At 45.1% G+C, this 19,359-nt stretch carries 17 protein-coding genes; 3 read left to right on the plus strand and 14 right to left on the minus strand.

The features are described 5' to 3' along the window. Window positions 1-54: 54 nt before the first annotated feature. The 4 genes from VHA02S_RS09870 to VHA02S_RS09885 all read right to left on the minus strand — a co-directional run bounded on the left by VHA02S_RS09870 (window position 55) and on the right by VHA02S_RS09885 (window position 6,953). Window positions 55-654, minus strand: coding sequence for a cytochrome b (locus VHA02S_RS09870; RefSeq protein WP_005447113.1), 600 nt, complete (start codon window positions 652-654; stop codon window positions 55-57). 135 nt (window positions 655-789) lie between these two features. Further along, a complete protein-coding gene (locus VHA02S_RS09875) occupies window positions 790-3,678 on the minus strand; it encodes an Ig-like domain-containing protein (protein WP_038897530.1) in 2,889 nt (962 codons plus the stop codon). A 766-nt stretch (window positions 3,679-4,444) separates the two neighbouring features. Continuing rightward, window positions 4,445-5,764: a peptidoglycan DD-metalloendopeptidase family protein gene (locus VHA02S_RS09880; protein WP_038897529.1), complete on the minus strand. Its 1,320-nt coding sequence runs from the start codon at window positions 5,762-5,764 to the stop codon at window positions 4,445-4,447. Between the two features lie 298 nt (window positions 5,765-6,062). Continuing rightward, window positions 6,063-6,953 (minus strand): LysR family transcriptional regulator, encoded by an 891-nt coding sequence (locus VHA02S_RS09885; RefSeq protein ID WP_038897528.1) that lies wholly within the window; start codon window positions 6,951-6,953, stop codon window positions 6,063-6,065. Between the two features lie 116 nt (window positions 6,954-7,069). Between VHA02S_RS09885 and VHA02S_RS09890 the strand changes: the two genes are divergently transcribed. Beyond that, entirely contained in the window at window positions 7,070-7,495 is a 426-nt protein-coding gene (locus tag VHA02S_RS09890) for an ester cyclase (RefSeq protein WP_038897527.1), read from the plus strand. 75 nt (window positions 7,496-7,570) lie between these two features. Here the strand turns inward: VHA02S_RS09890 and VHA02S_RS09895 are convergent, their stop codons facing one another. The 4 genes from VHA02S_RS09895 to VHA02S_RS09910 form a co-directional block, all read right to left on the minus strand. Next, a complete protein-coding gene (locus tag VHA02S_RS09895) occupies window positions 7,571-8,131 on the minus strand; it encodes a hypothetical protein (protein WP_038897526.1) in 561 nt (186 codons plus the stop codon). Between the two features lie 24 nt (window positions 8,132-8,155). Further along, window positions 8,156-9,838 carry a SpoIIE family protein phosphatase gene (locus VHA02S_RS09900; RefSeq protein WP_038897525.1) on the minus strand — a complete coding sequence of 561 codons (1,683 nt, stop codon included), beginning with the start codon at window positions 9,836-9,838 and terminating at the stop codon, window positions 8,156-8,158. 21 nt (window positions 9,839-9,859) lie between these two features. Further along, window positions 9,860-10,120 carry a hypothetical protein gene (locus tag VHA02S_RS09905; RefSeq protein ID WP_005443088.1) on the minus strand — a complete coding sequence of 87 codons (261 nt, stop codon included), beginning with the start codon at window positions 10,118-10,120 and terminating at the stop codon, window positions 9,860-9,862. 254 nt (window positions 10,121-10,374) lie between these two features. After that, the gene (locus VHA02S_RS09910; RefSeq protein ID WP_038897523.1) at window positions 10,375-10,989 is read right to left on the minus strand and encodes a glutathione S-transferase; all 615 of its coding nucleotides are present in this window, start codon (window positions 10,987-10,989) and stop codon (window positions 10,375-10,377) included. Window positions 10,990-11,273: 284 nt separating this feature from the next. On the opposite strand from VHA02S_RS09910, the gene VHA02S_RS09915 reads away from it, so the two are divergent. Continuing rightward, window positions 11,274-11,849, plus strand: a complete 576-nt coding sequence (locus tag VHA02S_RS09915; RefSeq protein WP_009701863.1) for a TetR/AcrR family transcriptional regulator — start codon at window positions 11,274-11,276, stop codon at window positions 11,847-11,849. A gap of 1 nt (window position 11,850) precedes the next feature. Then, on the plus strand, window positions 11,851-12,255 hold the full coding sequence (locus VHA02S_RS09920; RefSeq protein WP_038897521.1) for a PPC domain-containing DNA-binding protein: 405 nt from the start codon (window positions 11,851-11,853) through the stop codon (window positions 12,253-12,255). Between the two features lie 98 nt (window positions 12,256-12,353). Here VHA02S_RS09920 and nirD read toward each other — a convergent pair whose 3' ends face one another. The 6 genes from nirD to VHA02S_RS09950 form a co-directional block, all read right to left on the minus strand. Next, the gene (gene nirD, locus VHA02S_RS09925; RefSeq protein WP_038897520.1) at window positions 12,354-12,689 is read right to left on the minus strand and encodes a nitrite reductase small subunit NirD; all 336 of its coding nucleotides are present in this window, start codon (window positions 12,687-12,689) and stop codon (window positions 12,354-12,356) included. After that, the gene (gene nirB, locus VHA02S_RS09930; RefSeq protein ID WP_050567764.1) at window positions 12,690-15,209 is read right to left on the minus strand and encodes a nitrite reductase large subunit NirB; all 2,520 of its coding nucleotides are present in this window, start codon (window positions 15,207-15,209) and stop codon (window positions 12,690-12,692) included. It abuts the gene before it with no gap. A gap of 10 nt (window positions 15,210-15,219) precedes the next feature. Beyond that, window positions 15,220-16,056: an ABC transporter ATP-binding protein gene (locus VHA02S_RS09935; RefSeq protein ID WP_038897519.1), complete on the minus strand. Its 837-nt coding sequence runs from the start codon at window positions 16,054-16,056 to the stop codon at window positions 15,220-15,222. A gap of 11 nt (window positions 16,057-16,067) precedes the next feature. Continuing rightward, window positions 16,068-17,033 carry an ABC transporter permease gene (locus tag VHA02S_RS09940; RefSeq protein WP_038897518.1) on the minus strand — a complete coding sequence of 322 codons (966 nt, stop codon included), beginning with the start codon at window positions 17,031-17,033 and terminating at the stop codon, window positions 16,068-16,070. A gap of 80 nt (window positions 17,034-17,113) precedes the next feature. Further along, window positions 17,114-18,478 carry a CmpA/NrtA family ABC transporter substrate-binding protein gene (locus VHA02S_RS09945; protein ID WP_005375887.1) on the minus strand — a complete coding sequence of 455 codons (1,365 nt, stop codon included), beginning with the start codon at window positions 18,476-18,478 and terminating at the stop codon, window positions 17,114-17,116. 265 nt (window positions 18,479-18,743) lie between these two features. Further along, window positions 18,744-19,325 carry an ANTAR domain-containing response regulator gene (locus tag VHA02S_RS09950; protein ID WP_038897517.1) on the minus strand — a complete coding sequence of 194 codons (582 nt, stop codon included), beginning with the start codon at window positions 19,323-19,325 and terminating at the stop codon, window positions 18,744-18,746. Window positions 19,326-19,359: the final 34 nt, after the last annotated feature.

The following is a 19,359-nucleotide window of genomic DNA, read 5'->3' on the forward strand; positions in this document are numbered from 1 at the left end:
GCTCACCAAGCCTTTTTTCTTTCTACACGCCTTCAACCAACCGTACTGTGCGGCTTACGACGACTGACTTTGCTTAGTCACATTAAATGCCATACTCCGCAATACGTCGTTCTTATTCACAAAGTGATGTTTCAACGCTGCTAACGCATGTAGCAACACCAAGCTCGCGAGTGTGGCACAGCCAAAACGGTGAACCATAAAAAAGAACGCATTCACTTCGGCATTAGAAATTGGGTTTGGAATGGTAAACAGCCAAAAGAATGGATACTCATGTTTAAGCATTAGAAAGCCACTAACAAACACTACAAACATCACCAAATAGATAGCGCCATGTGTGAGTTTAGCGATGCTTTTCTGGGTATGAGAAACCGATTTTGGTAACTCTGGGGCTTTACGAAAGAATGACCACCCCCAACGTACAATCAATAACACGGAGGCGATGGTTGCAAACGACATATTGAGCGTAGATAGAACATGGAACACCTGCGGCATATCCATGACGAATAACATTCCGTAGCCTGCAAGCGTTGCATAAATGATAATCACCGCCATAGCCCAATGTAGCCATTTACTGAACGCATCGTAGTGTTGAGTGGAGGTATTTTGGACGCACGGAATCGCTTTCTGGTGCTGACCAGAATCTAATCTCGACATATTGTCACCACTGAATTAGTTTGAGATGTACATGGGAATACGACGAGAGAAGGCTTTCCCATGATGAAGATTGAAGAAATAACGGAAGGCATTGAGCCTTCCGTCGTTCAAGTAGATTACAAGATGAGGTAGGTACTACTTACTTACATTGATCATGTCGTTAAAGTAGTCAACTTGTTCTGCCATACTCAAACCTTGGTTGTTTGAACCCAACGTCCACATGAAGAAACCACCATAACCGTTATCTTTCTGCCATTTAGCACGGTCTAGGTTGTTCTGACGCGTTTCAACAAAGTTACCACCTGGTGCCCACTGACTGTTGATCGTGTTACCTAAAACAATCTTCGACTTGTCTCCAATATATTCAGCATAGTTCGCCATCGCGACATCGTATAGGAAGTTTCGACCAGCGTCGTATGTCATGACGTTGAAGAAATCAAAGTCATTTTTAGTCGCTTTGAGTAGATCAATGACTTCACCATGATGCGATGAGCGACCAGATGGCTCAACATAAGAACAGTTTTCGAATACGTTTGCATTCATACACTCGACAGGGTCGGCACCTACGTGATAAGTAGTCAGGGACAGCACTTTGGTGTTGCCGACTTTCTCACGGATCAGTTTGATCAATGCCGTTAAGTCTTGGTTCTCTTTGTCTGTGATTCGAGCGGCTTTTTCGAAGTCGAAATCCAACCCATCAATATGCACATAACCAGCTAACTGATACTTGCTGTAATCACAGCTGCCATCGGGTTTTGATGCAAGACACTCACCTTCCATCTCTTCAGGTTTTAGGTTCTTCTTGTATACAGGGAATGGCGTGTGGACCAATTCAACCAATCCAGTCGCGACCGCTTCACGGCTTTGTGGGGTGCTGATCGCCGACCAAATACTTTCGTAAGTTTGGCCCCCGAACGCTACCATCATCGTGACGTTTTCATTGTCATGCTTAAGCGTTGACCAAGCGAGGTACTGCGTTGGCATCCAATCTGGGTTGTAATCCGGCGGTGTGAGCATGCCGTCAGAGATCGTGATATTACCGCTTGAATCCCACTTACCAAATGACAATAGGTAACCGTCTCCTTCTGAGTTGAACAACTGCTCGTAGTCATTTAGACCCCAAGATGTGAGGTAACTGATAGAGCGATCTGGGTTATCAACTAAACCGCCACCACCCGTGCTTTCTTTAACTGTAATGTTAGATGTCGCTGAGGTTTGCTCTTGGCTTGCTGTGTTTACCGCTTTTGCCGTGATGGCATAAGCCCCCTTCTGCGCACCTAGCCATTCATACTCGTATGGCGCTTCGGTATCTTTGAACAGTTCATTACCATTGGCGATAAAGCTTACAGAAGTAATATCACCTTCGTAGCTCTTTGCATCCGCTTTGATAGAAATCGCACGACCTTCGAAGTAGCTAGAACCATCGACAGGAGATGAAAGCGAAACCACCAAGTCCTTGTCAGTGATAGCCAAAGAAATTGGCGCAGCTTCTGCACTCGCACCTTGATCATCGTATGCAATAACCGTCAATGTGTATTGACCTTCAACTTGAGCAGGAACCGTGATGGTATAAGTATCGCCCTGTGAAGGTGTGCCTGAGGTTGCTACCACTTGTCCATTCAACTGAACGTCAACGCGAGCAACTTCGGTATCATCCGTTGCATCAACTACCACATCGAATGCTTGGTTTGGTGCGATCTTTTGTCCATCTTGAGGGGACTGAACCTTAACAACTGGCACAGGGTTCGGATCACATTGCCCTACTTCATTCCATGCGTCTTTCCACGCATCAGGATAATCAGGGTGGCCGGTGCCCGGCGTCCAAACCGGATTACCACACCAACCCGCGACGGTACATGAGTAAATATTGCCAATATTCGTGACTTCATCGTCTACTTTGTATGGCACACCATCTTCGTACTGAGGAATATCGCCACAACTTGTGCCCGTGTCTGTGACCGTAATGGTTAGGCTCTTGCGTGAAGTATGCTGCTCGTCATCCTGAGCTTCAGCGCGAAGCGTTGTTGACCCCGCTGTGTGTGCCGTCCAATCACATGAGAAATCTTGAGTCGCTTTCGCGTCTAACTGACATACTTCAGCATCGTTGGCGAAGAATTTGACGGTTGTTAAATCATCATCTGGATCAGAGACATTGGCCGAGATTGTAATGGTGTCACCTTTTTGGTGAGAAGAGCCAGCGTCTGGTGAGATAAACTCAATCACAGGTGGATTTGGTGCAGTAGATTCCGATTCAACCGTTACTTGAACCGTTTGTTCTGTCAGTTTCTTTCCACTCTCATCGAATGCCATGACCGCAATCGATGCTGCGCCAATAGTGTCAGGGAGCCAAGCCTGTTGATACTCTGTCGTGCCTTCTACAACAGGTTGCTCTCCCAATTTGATGTTGTTTACCCAGAACTCTAGTTTGGTTGCACCTTCACCCGCAATATCCGTGATGATGTCTACATTTGTGCCAGTATAAACCACTGAGTTTTGTGCAGGAGCCAAAATATCGAGCGAGAACTCAGGTGGAGGAACGACTTCACCATCGACTTTCACTACCACTGAATTTTCAAACGCATTCAGATCCGTCAACTCTCCACCGAAAGAAATCGTCAGTGCCGCAGATTCTCCAGAAGCAAGCTCGCTATCTACCCAAGATCCTTGCGGAAACTTCAGCGAGACAGAGTTCAGTACACCGTTAGATTGTGTCGTATGAGAGATTTCCCATGACGGATACGAAAGGTGATTTGACGCCCAACCGATGTCATTGATTGCAACAGGCAATACGAACTCAATGACAGCTTCACGCATGTCTGCCGTTTCAGAACCTGTGTTCTTGATATCCAGCTTATAAGTGCTCCAGTATTCACTTTCTGATTGAGCAACCGCATCAGTACTAAACTCCGCAGCCATGGCTTGTGAAATAGGATTCAGTAATAAACCGGAGCAAAGCATTGTAAGCCCTAGCGTGCGATAACCAATGGAGTTTGTCTGCGTAGCACTGCTCTTTCTTAGATACATAATAAAGTCCTTAGTCTTATATTAATTATTTAGGTACTGCACAAAGACCTGCAATTAATGTTTCATTTGTGTTTTGCAAGCACACTTAATTTATAAATAAAAATAACCAAGGCAAAAATTCATTATTGTTTCTGGGATAAATATCAAAATTTATTTCTCTATAACTATTTATTGTTCAATTTATAAACCAATAAGTTATAAATGAAACATCAAAATAAAAGAAAAAGAATAAACTTAATTAGATTATATTAATTTAATCAAAAGCTAGCACTAATCACCGGTCACCACACACTAGAAAAGCAACCAAAAAGAGAATAAAAACCTTTAAAAACAAAAAGATAGAATCAACAGTCTTTCTTAAAGCACTTTGCTCGCACCAAAAAACAATGAACTAAAAATCAGCGATTTAAAATCAACAATGAAGATATATTATCCACCCATTGATTAGAGTTATAAATTAAATCAAATAATAATGATTTAAAATAAATACACCTGGTTAAATAGGAAATAATAGCAAGCAAAGACGATGGAACTTTATGGAATAAATATCACATATTTATATCGCGCAAAATGAGTTATGTCACTATAAAAATAGAGTATAAATTCTATTTTTACTGTCATTTAAATGCAATAATTAACCGACTCATCCCATAGGCTTATTCTTCTGATATGCTTTATTTTTCATCTATTTTAAGAACCTAATTCCTAGTTCGCTAAAAACAAAAAAGGCAAGCGAAAATGCTTGCCTTTGATGCTGCTATACCCACTAAGAGGGTTGTTTGTTCTGCATTGTTTGCGCACTACTGGCACTTTGCTCACGAGCAACCAAATCATCAAATTCAGAGACTCTTGCTAAAAAGGCTGGCTTGTCTTTAGTAGAAATGGAACTCGCTAATGGTAAATCCGCTTTCATAGCATCCACTGCACGATTACGTACCAACACTTCGAAATGAAGGTGTGGCCCAGTTAATCGTCCTGTCGCTCCCGACAATGCAATCTTCTGCCCACGCTTAACATGGTCGCCCTTTTTGACGAGAAAACGGCTTAGATGCAAATAACGCGTTTTATAGACACTATTGTGCTCTATCACTAAGTATTTACCCGCATAAGGATGGTTACGAACCGCTATCACCTTGCCATCGCCAGTTGAGTAAACCGGGGAACCAACTGGTGTTGCGAAGTCCGTACCGTTATGCGGAGAGATTCGTCCCGTAACAGGGTGTTTTCGGTAAGGGTTGAATGGAGAGGTAATACGACGGAACTGTTTGTCGATCGGATAACGGTTAAATGCTTGTTCAAGGCTGTTACCTGCTCTGTCATAAAAACGACCGTCCTCCGCTAAGAATGCTTCAACGTCTTTAGATCGCATTTTGATCGCGATGCCCTGCACTTCTGCATTACCAGTAAAGTGATCATCAAGATATTGTCGATTCACCAATACATGAAAGCTATCACCAGCACGAAGCTCACGAGCAAAATTTACTTTGTCACGTAATACGCGAGTGATGTTAGCAATCTGCGTTGTGGTCAATCCTTGCTTATGCGCAGAAGAAGAAAAACTGCCATTGATCGTGCCTGAGTACATTTCTTCACGCCACTCTCCCGGCTCCTCAATAAAGTCATAAGCAAACGTGCCATCGTCGTTTTGCGTATAGACCGCGCGTTCGACAAGGCTTTCATGGAAAATCACTTGTTTTAGGGTCTTAGTATCTCTATCTACCACGAGCTCAAGGTGGTCGCCTGGTTTGATGGTATCGAGCTTCAGTGACGTTAAGTCAGCTTCAAGAAGCTTTTGAGTGGTGTCGTATGATACCCCCCATGAGGAAAAGATCGTGCTGAGCGTGTCACCAACTTTAACGAAGTAGTGAATACGCGCGATGTTGTCATGCTTTTTGACTTCACGTTCGGGATTTTGAGGTGTTTCATTTGTTTGAGTCTCGTTTTTTTGAGCGCTCTTTAGTTCTGAATAAGGCGTGACCTTAATGGTGATTTCTTCTGGTTTCGTTTCTGCTTGATAGGTGAGATAAGCTGCAAGAGAGAATGCGGTAGCAGCGACAGCAATTAAGGAATAACGAACAAACTTCATAGTACTAGGGTTAACTGAGAATAGCAATTGTTATGTTATAACATCATACAGAGGCAATTTAAACGTTACGTATTTGAGAACTTTGTTTCTAAGCTTTGCTATTCTCACTAAACGTCTATTTTGCTTAGATAAACCTTACAACAAAAAAGGGAAAATTATCTTACCCTTCCCTATGATTACCAAATCGTTTTGAAGTTCCATCCTCTTTGATGAATTGAAAAGTAAACAAACTAAACGCACATACCTGATTTCAGCACCGATAAACATAGAGCAACGGATACTCAGAAATGAGCTGACGTTAAGGTACAAAGTACGCTTTTAGCTCTTCGATAAAGACTTTGACCTTTCTCGGTGTGTTAGAGCGTGCTCGATAAAGCGCGTAGACCATTCTTGTTGGTAATTGGTAGTCTTTCAGTACTTCTATCAATTCGCCCTTACACAACTCATCTTCCGCCAATGCTCTTGGAAGCATCGCAACTCCATAGTTTTGTTTTAGCGCCGTTTTCACTGCCTGTACGCTGTTAACGGAAAGAGATGGTGACACCTGCACATCCAGCTCTTTTCCCGCTTTGTTAAATCGCCACACCTTATAATTCTTTAAATTTGGGTCTTCGATAATTCGATGAGAATGCAGATCTCTCGGTTGCAAAAGTGAAGAAGAGGCTTCTAAGTATTGCGGCGAGGCACATATGATATTCCTGTTTTCAGTGATCTTTGTTGCGATCAAATCTGAATCTTGCCTAACCAAACGACCAGATCGAATTGCTACGTCATACCCTTGTGAGGAGATATCATCTAAACCATCATCAAGCAGCAAATTCACTCTTAGCTCCGGATATTTATCACTGAAACCGCAAATAAACGGCATGAGCAAGATTTCTGTCAAACCATTTGGCGCGAGAACATTCAAGGTGCCAGAGATTTCATTACTATCAAACCTCATCGTGTCATTCAGCGCTTCAAGTTGCAAAATCAGAACATGTGCTTCTTGATAATACTGATGACCAGCGTCCGTAAGAGACAGCGCCTTGGTTGAGCGATTCATTAATCGCGTTCCAAGATACGTTTCTAGATCTCTAACATTGCGACTCACGAGAGATTTAGACACTTCTAGTTTCTTAGATGCGCCCGTAAAACTGCCTTCCTCTACGGTGCAAATAAACGATTTAATTAGCGTGATTAAGTTCATCAAAACATTCATTGTTTACTATTTGTTGACAGACTATCGACCTTATCTGATCTATTCAAGCTTCATTTTTTGATTAAAAATCCCAGCAATTCAACAAACAAAGAGAAGATAAATAAATGGAAAGTAAACAAGTCCAAACCATAAGAAATTACTTTAAGATTTGTGTTGACGGTAAGGCAACAGAACGTGTGGGAGAATTTTTCGCTGAAGATGCTCTTATTCACCGCCCTGATTGTGGAAAAACCTTAAAAGGATTAGTCGAATTTGAAGCCAAGTTGAAATCTTGCGTAACTGAACGTTATGAGAGCCTTGAGACAAGCTTTCAACGCATTGTAGAAGCAGAAGATCAAGTGGTTGTCGCCCTGACTCACAAAGCCAAAAATGCAAATACGTGGATGGAGTTCGATGTATCAGATAAAGACGTTACATGGACAAGCCTCACCTACTTTCGCTTTAACCAAGAAGGTAAAGTGATTGAAGAAATCGTAGAGCGCAACGAGTTAAGCATGGCAACTCAACTTGGGTTAACGATCACACAATAGCCAATGCTGTTACGTAAATGTGAGGGCTCACAAATGGAGTCCTCTTTTTACATTCGATCTATAAGATTATTCAGGCTACCACTTCACGATACCCAGCGTGACTTTAACACCGCCGACTAACGTCGAACCACCATAGTCTTTTGCTAGACGCAGCAAAGTGTCATGAAAACCTAAGTTTGGAAAGGCCGCCTCAACTTCTGCGATGGTTTCTTTACTCAACCCTTTACGAACACTGCCTTTGGTCGCATCAATCCAGTCAGCTTTGCGGCATGCTTCAATGACTTTTTGGTGCGGACCTTTGTACGGAGAAATCTTATGGTGCCAATGAATTGCTCCGCGTAATGCATCTGGGTCTAAGCCCCACCCAAAGTGTTCGTTATCCGCTAACGCCGCAGCCTCTGATGGTTCTAGATACGCTAACTCATGATCGGTCCACAGTCCGATATCGTGGTACACGAAGGCCGTTTCTACGAGCGGTTCATACTGTTCATCGTTACCTAGAAAATGCATCGCATAGGTGATTGTCCGATATACATGATTTCGATAACCGGGAAAATCGTCACCGAGCTGCTCTTTGTATTTAGCAAACAACAATTCGACGCGTGGTCGATCTCGTTTGATTTCTATTTGCGACATGTTTGGTTTCCACGGATAAAGTCTTTAAAGGATTATAGACTTTGTCTTTTCGTCGGGAGTTATCACCACCGTAAAGCAATTGCATTCCCCTTGATGTGATACAGAAAACGCTTCCGTCATCTGGGCAATGAGCATCAAACCTCGTCCTGAAGGCATCCAACTCTCTTCATCGAATAGATTTGGCGTCTCAATTTGCTTTGAGGTGTAACTTTGAAAGGTTTCATCAGAAATGCGATTGCCATAATCAAATACACGCACTTCTATGTTGTGCTGCTCACCTTGTGTTAGTTCGCATTCTAACTCAACCGTTTTTCCGGTTTGTTCTTGATAGGCATGGATAAAAGCATTGTTCATCAACTCAACCACGCACAACTCTAGAGTTTGCGCGACATGAGAAGAAATCGAGTGTTGTTGAAGGAACTCAACCACTTCGAGACTCGCTTGGCGTGAAACTTCTAAAGACGCTTGATAGGATTTCTGGAATACCGCACTTGTCGGCTTAACGGCTTGCGATTGTGCACAACCCAACCATTGCACTTTCAACACGCTCACATCATCGTCGATTTCTGGTTTTCCTTGCCAGTTTTGCACTTGCTCCAAAACGGCATTGGTCTGTGCTTTTTCTGGCATCGCTTTACTCCCTTCGATGTTGGATAGCAGTCGGTCAATGCCGTAAAGCTCCTCGCCTTGCTTGGCTTCCAATAAGCCATCGGAGAAGAACCAGAGCGCGTCATTGGGCTTGAGTTGGATACTTCCACCTTGGTACATCATCGGCTCCAATGCCCCGACGATGAAGTTGTTGTCGCCAACAAGTTCCAAGCAGTTGTGTTCCGTCTGTTGCCAAACGAATTTAGGGTGCCCTGCTGTGCAATAATTCAGTTCACCGCTTTTGGTGTTCAACACGGCGTATTCGATAGTGAAATAGAGCTTGCCGTTCTGGGTTTGCTGGTAGCGTCGATTGAGCCTTTCAATCACAGCCTCAGGCTCACTGATGCGGTACTCATTGTCGCTCCAGTCTAACGTTATCGACTCCGACTTGTTACGTTGTGACAAAGTTTGTTGAATCGAGAATGCCATTAACGCCGAAGAAATACCGTGCCCGGAAACATCAAAGACATAAAACGCAACGTGGGACTCATCAAGCTCCACATAGCCCAACATATCCCCACCGATCTTGGTACAAGGGACATAAGTGAAACTAAATTGTGCCGTGTGAATTTGTTCTTCCACCGGCAACAGTTGCCCCATTAACTCCCCAGCCGAATCCAAATCCTGCTGAATGGTTTGATACGCTAAATCGAGCTCTTGGTTCTTTGTCGTGAGCGTGTTGTGCAGTTCTAAGGTGCGAAAGCCCGCCCGGATGCGCGCTTGCAGTTCCTCTACAGATGTCTTCTTGTCGACAAAGTCATCGGCGCCTGCATCCATGCCTTTGATGATGGAATCTTGATCGTTGCGGGAAGAGAGAAGCACAAAGAAGATATAACGAGAAAACGCCGACGATTTAAGCTCACGGCAAAGCTCAATGCCACTGATGCCCGGCATCATCAAATCACTGAGGACAAACTGAATGTCAATTCGGTGAGTCAGCACTTCTAACGCAGACTCACCATCTTCAACGGCAATGACCTCGTACCCTTGCTTTTGCAATGCACTGGTCATGTAGAGCAGGACCGTTTTGCTGTCGTCAACCAACAATATGGACTTCATACCTCTCCTTGCCTGTTTGCTTTATTGCAGCACGCTACTCATGGATTGTGCATCTCTGAAACGGCTGTAATCTTCCGCTAAAAGTTGATGTTGATAACGAGTGTAAGACAACGCCTCATTTGAGATGACGATTTGGTTTTCTTTTTCCATCAATTGCCCACGCAGCAACTCGATTTGTTGATGCTGCTGACTGTGGTTTTGATACATGGCAACGAGTCCGCACACAGACGCTACGAGCAGCGTACACAACACGCCATTGATGGTTTTACTTCGAACACGCATAACCTCTCCTTGTCGCTTGGTGTCCTTCATTACTTGGTGAAGTCCAATAATGATTGGGACGTCTACAAACTAAGAACTCAAGGTTCCAAAACGCCGTGAGAGCCAATTGATGTTGTTGCATTAACAGAGTTAATTATAGGAGAAAGGCAGAAAAAGAAGAGAAAACCTGAACAAATTGAAGATCTTTGCGCTTAAAACGACAAAAAGCAGCAAGTCTACAAAAGCCTTGCTGCTTAGAAAAATCACGCTAGAAGTTAACCTTGAAACGCTTCACGCACCGATACTTGTTCAAACCAACGTGCAATATTTGGGTAGGTTTCGAACACCTCAATACTCAAACCATTTACGGCAAAACCAACAAAAATGTAGCCGGTAATGTCTACGATGGTGAAGTTGTCAGTAGCGATATGTTCACTTTCTGACAAGCGTTTGTCGAGAACTGGCAGGAATTCTAATACGCGGGATTTCGACTCGTCACCCCACGCAGCAACACAGTTTTCACGGTCTTGGTAAATTGCGGTGATATTGCGAAACGCCTGAAAAGCCGTGTACAAACCTTGGAATTCGACAACGCGATGCCACATTTCCACCTGAGCACGTTCGAGTTGGTTAGCACCAAACAGCGCCAGATCATTTTCAAACGCTTCATCTAGGTAGCGACAAATCGCCACGCTCTCACAGATCGTCGTGCCATCATCCAGTTCCAGTAGAGGCACTTTACCGTTAACGCTTTTCGATTTAAACGGTTCAGATAGGTTATCGCCCTCACGAACGTTCAGCGCAATTCGCTCAACCTCGCCACCGATTTCCTTTAGAAAAATGCTAACTCGCTTACAACTTGGAGTCATTGCGGTTTCATAGAGCTTCATTTCACATCCTTTTATCTTTTTCTAACCGATTGGTTAGGATATACTGTAGCCAGTTTATAAACGATCAGTCAAGAACTTCACTATCAAAAATTTTCAAACAGTTGTGGGTCTGTTTGCTGAGCGAGATTATTGATGCCGTTTGTGAGTTCACATGAATTTGGAGGCTGATACCCAAGAATAGATGGGTATTCATCATATTGGTTCAGTTCGAACGCTAGAGGTTCTCTGTACCATCCCTCCAAAGCAATTTAATTACCCGATAAGCAGACCCAGGCAGGTAATTTATGGCAAGAAAAGCCAACTTCGACCGAGATGAAAAGCTTCTCGTGGCTATGGATGTGTTTTGGCGCAAGGGCTTTGCGAACACGTCTATCTCGGATCTCACCGACGAGTTGAACATCAACCGCTTCAGTCTTTACAACACCTATGGTGACAAGCAACAGCTCTACTACGAAGCGCTCGATACCTACTTGAAAAAGGTCTCGCTACCGTCACTGAATGATTTGGAAAAAGACGACGCGTCCTTACCTGAGTTGGAATCGTTCCTTAAATCTTTTGCTGATCTGCAACGCAAACGCAGCTGTGGGTGTTTTATCCAAAATGCGTTGATTGAGCATGCAGGTGAAGACGATGACGTACTGCGTAAAGGGCATTTCTTATTTGACCATCTTATCGACATCATTGCGGATGCGCTGACCAATGCGCAGAAAGAAACCTTAGTGCCAAAAACGTTGAAACCAGAAGAGCTCGCTCGTTTTGTTCTCAACAACATGCAAGGTATGCGCGTACTTGGCAAAGCCAAACGTTATGCCGACTTGGATACCGCGCTTTCCTGCTTGCTGGTTTTGATTAGGAAGTGACATGTCGATTGAAGTGATAGCAGTACGTCTTACCAAAGGCATGGACTTAAAGCTGAACCTAGCGAAATTGGTCGAGCAGCATGGTATCAAAGCAGGCTCGATTGCCTCATGCGTTGGCTGTATCTCTGACCTCAACCTTCGTTTGGCAGGTGCAGAGAGTACGTTAACCAAACAAGAGCCATTTGAAATCGTCTCTGTGATGGGAACACTAACGCCTGAGCATCAGCACGTTCATATCTCGGTGTCTGATCGTGTAGGACGAGTTTGGGGTGGGCATTTGCTGGAAGGCACGGTGATTGATACTACCGCAGAATTGATCATCCATTCTTACTCAGAGCTTGAGTTCACTAGAGCAATGGACGACTCGACTGGCTATACCGAACTACAAGTGAATCCTTCCAAATAGTAAAAAGCTCCAGAGCCATACTGTGGTGTCTCTGGAGCTTTACTCGCTTATCTCTTACGCTAAGCATTCACTCATATCGAGCAGGCAAATTTCTAGGATCATTCTTCGACTAAATAACAAACCTGATTATCGTCGACCGTTACTTGCCAAGTTTTTAGACAGTACGCTTCATCTTCCAAACACTGCCCACTCTTTAAACTGAAATGCTGTTTGTACAGTGGTGATGCAACACACATCTCACCATCAATATCACCGACAATCCCTCGACTCATCACATAAGCCTTACCAATTGGGTCCCAATCCTGAACAGCGTAAACACCGTTATCGGGAATGTAGAATAACGCGACATGCTCGCCTTCAATCAATACAGTGGCACCGATAAACGGCATCAAGTCATCAAGCTGACACACTTTCACTTTGGTTAACGCTGCCATTTACACCTCCTGTTTCACTGGAATACGCTGACCGCGCACACGTTGGTACGGCAAGACTTTGCTGCCCGACGTGCTGTTCAAGAAAGGACGGAAGCGTTGCAATTTTTGAGGATTATCCAACGTACTCTTCCACTCACATTGATAGGTATCTACGACTCGTGCCATTTGCTCATCCAATGCATCACATAGGTTGAGAGAGTCATCCAAAATCACTTGTTTAAGGTAGTCTAAGCCCCCTTCCATGTTCTCCATCCACACGGACGTGCGCTGTAAGCGATCAGCGGTGCTGACGTAGAACATCAAAACCCGGTCGATCATGGTGATCAACTCTGATTTAGATAAGTCGGATGCAAACAAATCTGCGTGTCTTGGTCTCATGCCGCCATTACCACAAACGTATAGATTCCAACCGTTTTCGGTGGCGATCACCCCAATGTCTTTACTTTGCGCTTCTGCACACTCGCGAGTACAGCCCGATACGGCAAACTTAAGTTTATGGGGCGCTCGCAATCCTTTGTAGCGGTTCTCTAACTCAATGGCTAATCCAACCGAATCATCAACACCATAACGACACCAAGTAGAACCCACGCAAGATTTCACGGTGCGGACCGACTTGCCATAGGCGTGCCCTGTTTCAAAACCAGCATCAATTAAGGTTTGCCAGATTTCTGGGAGTTGCTCTAACTGCGCACCAAATAAATCCACGCGCTGACCGCCAGTGATTTTGGTGTACAGATCGTATTGCTGAGCAACTTCGCCTAGCACGATGAGTTTGTCTGGTGTGATTTCACCGCCCGGAACACGAGGCACAATCGAGTAAGAGCCATCTTTTTGCAGGTTAGCCATAAAGGCATCGTTGGAATCTTGTAGAGACTGATGCTGCGGCTCCATGATGTGTTCATTCCACAAAGAAGCAAACACAGATGCCGCTGTCGGCTTACAGATATCACACCCATGCCCTTTGCCATGCAGTGCAATTAAGGTGTCGAAGTCTTTGATCTGTTCCACTTGGCAAATATGGAACATCTCTTGGCGACTGAGCTCAAAGTGCTCACAAAGGTGGTTGTTAACCTCTACCCCCATGGCTGCCAATTGAGTATCCAATACCGACTTCACCATATTGCTACAGCCACCACAGCCAGTACCGGCTTTGGTGTTGGCTTTAAGGTCTGTCAGGTTGGTAGTGCCGGCTTGAATCTCGGCAACTAAGTCGCCTTTTGTGACGTTGTGACAAGAACAGATGATAGCGCTATCTGGCATCTCTCCGTCCAGCATTCCAGTATCAAACAGCAGGTTCGCTGCGTGGTCTGGCAAGACAGTTTTGTTCAAATAACACTGTAAGAGCGCATCGTAGTCACTGTTGTCACCAACGAGAATCGCACCAAGCAATTGAGTGCCACTCGCATCAACCACCAGCTTTTTGTAGATGCCTGCAACTGCATCTTGCAATACCATTTCTTGTGCGCCTTCGGTTTGCATTTGTGCATCGCCGATAGACGCCACATCTACCCCAAGCAGCTTAAGTTTAGTGCTCATGTCTGCACCTTTAAAACCTTCGCTCGGCATACCAGTCAAGACATCGGCAGTGGTTCTCGCCATGGTGTAACCGGGTGCGACTAAACCAAAGATCTTCTGCTCCCAAAGAGCACATTCGCCAATCGCATAAATATTCTCATCGCTGGTTTGGCATTGATTGTTAATCACAATCCCGCCACGTTCACCGACTTCTAGCTCAGCCAACCTTGCCAACTCATCTTGAGGGCGAATGCCTGCGGAAAAGACAATCACATCCACTTCGAGAGGATCTTTGTCTTTAAACACCATGCGATGCTTAGCCGTTTCACCATCGCAGATTCGTTCCGTACCCGTTGAGGTATGAACAGTAAGCCCTAGCGCTTCAATCTTCTCTTTTAGCACTAAGCCAGCACCATCGTCTAATTGCACGGGCATCAAGCGAGGCGCAAATTCAATGACGTGAGTTTCTAGCCCTAATAGCTTGAGTGCGTTTGCCGCTTCTAAACCCAATAAGCCACCACCAATTACTGCGCCTGTTCTTGCGCCTTCACATGCCTTTTTGATTTGTGAAAGGTCATCAAGTGTGCGGTAGACAAACACGTTGGCGCGGTCTTTACCTTCAATTGGCGGCACAAATGGGTATGAACCGGTTGCGAGCACGAGTTGGTCGTAACCCAGCACATCTTCACCATCAAGCAGAATGCGCTTTTGCTCTCTGTCGATACCTGTTACTTGGCTGCCAAGTACGAGTTGGATGCCATGCATGTCGTACCATTCTTGGGTACTCAGCATCAAATCATCATGAGAGTTACCCGCAAACAAAGAGGACAACTGTACACGGTCATACGCGATAAAACGCTCTGCACCAATCACGGTAATTCGGTGCTCCAAATGCGCGTTTTTCTGCACTAATTGCTCAACGAGGTGTTGCCCGACCATACCGTTGCCTACCACAACGATGTGGCTCAATGCGTTCTTTACTGGAATCGTTAAAGGACTGTTCATCGCTGCCTCCTTATGCCGTTTGCGCTGCGGTTTTGGGTTGGTCTTCTTTCGAAGCAGGAATCTCGACTTTGGATTGCTTCTCGTAAAGGAACTTCAGCACCGCTTGTCGACACTTCTGATACTGCGCATCATCTGTCAGTGCGACACGCTCACGAGGGCGAGGTAGATTCACTTCTAACACTTCACCAATGGTCGCTGCCGGTCCGTTGGTCATCATCACGATTTTGTCGGATAGCAGCACCGCTTCATCCACATCGTGAGTAATCATGATCACGGTGTTGTTTAGCTCGGCTTGAATCTTCATCAGTGCATCCTGCAAATGCGCACGAGTTAACGCATCCAACGCGCCAAATGGTTCATCCATCAATAAAACCTTTGGTTGAAGTGCCAGTGCTCTGGCGATGCCGACTCGCTGCTTCATACCGCCCGAGATTTCATCCGGCTTTTTGTGCGCGGCATGCTGCATTTGAATCAACTCCAAATAGTGATTCACTTGTTCCTGAATCCACGCTTTGCCCCTTTTGCCGGCAATTTGTTTTACTGCAAGCTCAACGTTTTGATACACGGTTAACCAAGGCAATAATGAATGGTTTTGGAACACCACTGCGCGGTCAGGTCCCGGTCCAGCTACTTCTCGTCCATCAACGATCACGCCGCCGTCTGTTGGCATGTGCAGACCCGCGACTAAGTTCAATACCGTTGATTTACCACAGCCAGAGTGACCAATCAGCGATACAAACTCGCCTTTATTGATTTGTAAATCGACGTTCTTAAGCGCGATAAACTCGCCATCTGGCGTTGGGAATCGCATCCCTAAACGCGTTAGATCTAATAATGCTTTTTCCATGATCTTTTCCCTTATCTCAACGCTTGTTGTTTATTCCAAGACAACCACTTTTGAAGTTGCAGCATGCCTCTATCGAGCATCAAACCGATAAAACCAATAGTGATGACTGCCACCATGATGCGCCCCAATGACGCTGAACTGCCGTTCTGGAACTCATCCCAAACAAACTTGCCTAACCCAGGGTTCTGCGCGAGCATCTCTGCTGCAATCAATACCATCCAAGCGATACCTAAAGAGAGACGTAAACCTGTGAAGATCATTGGAATGGCAGAAGGTAAAACGATGGTGCGTATATGCTGCCACCACGAAAGTTGAAGCACTTTGCTCACGTTGATTAAGTCTTTATCAACGCTCGTTACACCCACAGCGGTATTAATCAGCGTCGGCCATAAGCTACACAGCGCCACGGTGATCAGAGAGTTAATGAACGACTTAGCAAACACCGGGTCATCACTCACATAAGTGGCACTCACCACCATAGTGACGATAGGCAGCCAAGCCAAAGGTGATACGGGCTTGAGCAATTGAATGATTGGGTTGAACGCTTGATACAGCCCTTGATTAAGACCAAGCACGATGCCAAGCGGAATCGCGACAACCGTCGCCAGCAAAAAGCCCGCAGTTACGGTCACTAAGCTTGTTATGATTTGGTCGAAAAACGTCGGTTTACCTGTGTAGGGACGAATCTTCACTTCCGCGTCCGGATTCTTGGCTAACTTCGCAGCATTGCGTTTTTCCTGACGCTCGATAAAAGCTTGTTCCTTTTCTCGTTCTTGCCAATGGTCATCGACAAGATTGCTGAACTGCTGAAAAGTTTGCACTGGTCCCGGTAGCGTACCTAATGAAGTTTGCACTTCTCTCGCCGCTAAGTGCCACATTGCCAAGAAGATCAGCAAACCAATGACGGGCAAAAGCACCAACCTACTTCGGTTCACTACCTGCTTAGCAGGAAAAAGGGAAATGACATTACTAGACATACTCACTCCTAAGAAATTTACATCCTTGTTATTGCGGGCAGACTCACCTGCCCGCTGTATTTTTTGTAGGACTGCTCATCCTAAACTTTGTCTTTTCCTTTAAGCCCGATAGAGAACTTCTCTAGATATTTATTTGGCTCGCGACCGTCATAAACGATGTTGTCGATAAAGTGTGTTTGTGGCGCGCGAAAACCATCTTCAGCGCTGAAATCTGGGAAGTCTTTTTTGCTCAACACACCATCTTCAATTAGCGCTTGAGCTGCTTGTTGGTAGATATCTGGACGGTAAACCTCTTTTGCCACATCCATGTACCAATCATCGGATTTCTCGCTTGAGATTTGCCCCCAGCGACGCATTTGGGTCAGGTACCAAATCGCATCGCTGTAGTACGGGTACGTGGCGTTATGACGGAAGAACACGTTGAAGTCTGGCACGTCTCGTTTGTCGCCTTTCTCGTATTCAAATGTGCCCGTCATCGAGTTGGCGATAACTTCGGCATCGGCTCCAACGTATTCGCTTTTTGATAGCATCTTCACTGCTTCTTGGCGGTTGGCATTGTCGTTTTCATCCAACCAATGTGCCGCTCGAATCAAGGCTTTCACTACGCGAATGTGCGTGTTTGGATACTTCTCAGCCCAAGCTTTGGAGACACCAAACACTTTCTCTGGGTTGTTCTTCCAGATCTCGTAATCGGTCACGACTGGCGTACCAATACCTTTGAATACGGCTTGTTGGTTCCATGGTTCGCCTACGCAGTACCCTTTGATCGTGCCCGCTTCCATTGTTGCTGGCATTTGTGGTGGCGGTGTAACACTCAAAAGAACGTCAGCATCCAACTGGCCACTGTTATCGCCTGAGTCTGGTGCGTAAAAGCCTGGATGAATCCCACCTGCCGCTAACCAGTATCGCAACTCATAGTTGTGCGTCGATACAGGGAACACCATCCCCATGTTGAACGGTTTGCCTTTATCCAGATAGCTGTCGACCACAGGCTTCAGTGCATCCGCTTTGATTGGGTGAACTGGCTTGCCATCTGGTTGCTTTGGAATGTATTGCTTCATCTGCTCCCAAGTATCATTGGAAACCGTGATTGCGTTGCCGTTCAAATCCATACTGAACGCGGTAATCACTTCTGCTTTTGTGCCGACACCAATCGTTGCGCCCAATGGCTGACCAGCAAGCATGTGCGCGCCAGCAAGCTCACCATCGATGACTCGGTCTAAAAGCACCTTCCAGTTTGCTTGCGCTTCTAAAGTGACGTACAAGCCTTCGTCTTCAAAAAAGCCTTTCTCATAAGCAACCGCAAGCGGTGCCATATCGGTTAACTTAATAAAACCAAACTTCAGGTCTTCAATTTCTGGCTCACCCAACTCTGCCTTTACGCTGACCGTGGTGAATACCGATAACGAAATTGCTGACACTTTCAGCATCGAACTCCATTTCATTGGTTTGCTCCCATAAAAAAAGCGCCACTACTCCGAAGAGCAGTAGCGCCGTTGCTAAGTCTACAATTACCGCCGTTGATAATTGAGATAAGCGATTCAACAATAAACCCAATTCTACTAATCCAATTACTGTGCCAACTTATTTTTCACTGTAAATACAATGAATTAGTTTATTCTACCGTTTCTAATTCCCTGTTATTGCTTGCTGATAGTGCAACACGCACCACGTTAGAAAACGCACCCTAACTCCAAAGTGGTAGAGCAACTAATCCAACACTTCCAAAGTTGTTATCAAATTCTTGGCAACTTGTGCGAGCGTTTGGCTCGATTGCATGGCCGAATTTCTAAGCGCTTTATAAGCCTGTTCTTCATCAACGCTGTGCATCTTCATCAGCAGACCTTTCGCTTTTTCCACCAGCTTGCGCTCTTCAATCTTATTGGTCAGTAATTCAATTTCCGATTGCATACTTTCGAATTTCGCTCTCACTAATGTCGCATGTTCAATCCAAGGTTGAAGTGCAAACTCACTATCGTGCGGCATAAGAACATAGTCCATTTTTTCTGATAACCGATTGATATCATTAGATGATAACTGCTTTAAGACGATAAGAAGTGGTGCCGCTTTTCTGCGACAGAAATCGACGATCAAACGCAGTTCCGCGGTTGGCTGCTGCCATCCAACCACAACGCTCGCTGACGGTTCTCGTTGCATTAACGTTTCTAGTTGTGCCAATTGGCAACCCATGATGTTGTCGTAATCTTTGCTCAATAAGCCGGACAATCGAGCCTGCTCTTGGAGGCTATCGCAGCATACTATAATGGGTGTTTTTGACGTTGATTGAGTCATGCACATTCCTTGTTTATATCTCACTCACTAAGAG

The sequence above is a fragment of the Vibrio harveyi NBRC 15634 = ATCC 14126 = KCTC 12724 genome (genome assembly GCF_001591145.1).
GTDB lineage: Bacteria > Pseudomonadota > Gammaproteobacteria > Enterobacterales > Vibrionaceae > Vibrio > Vibrio harveyi.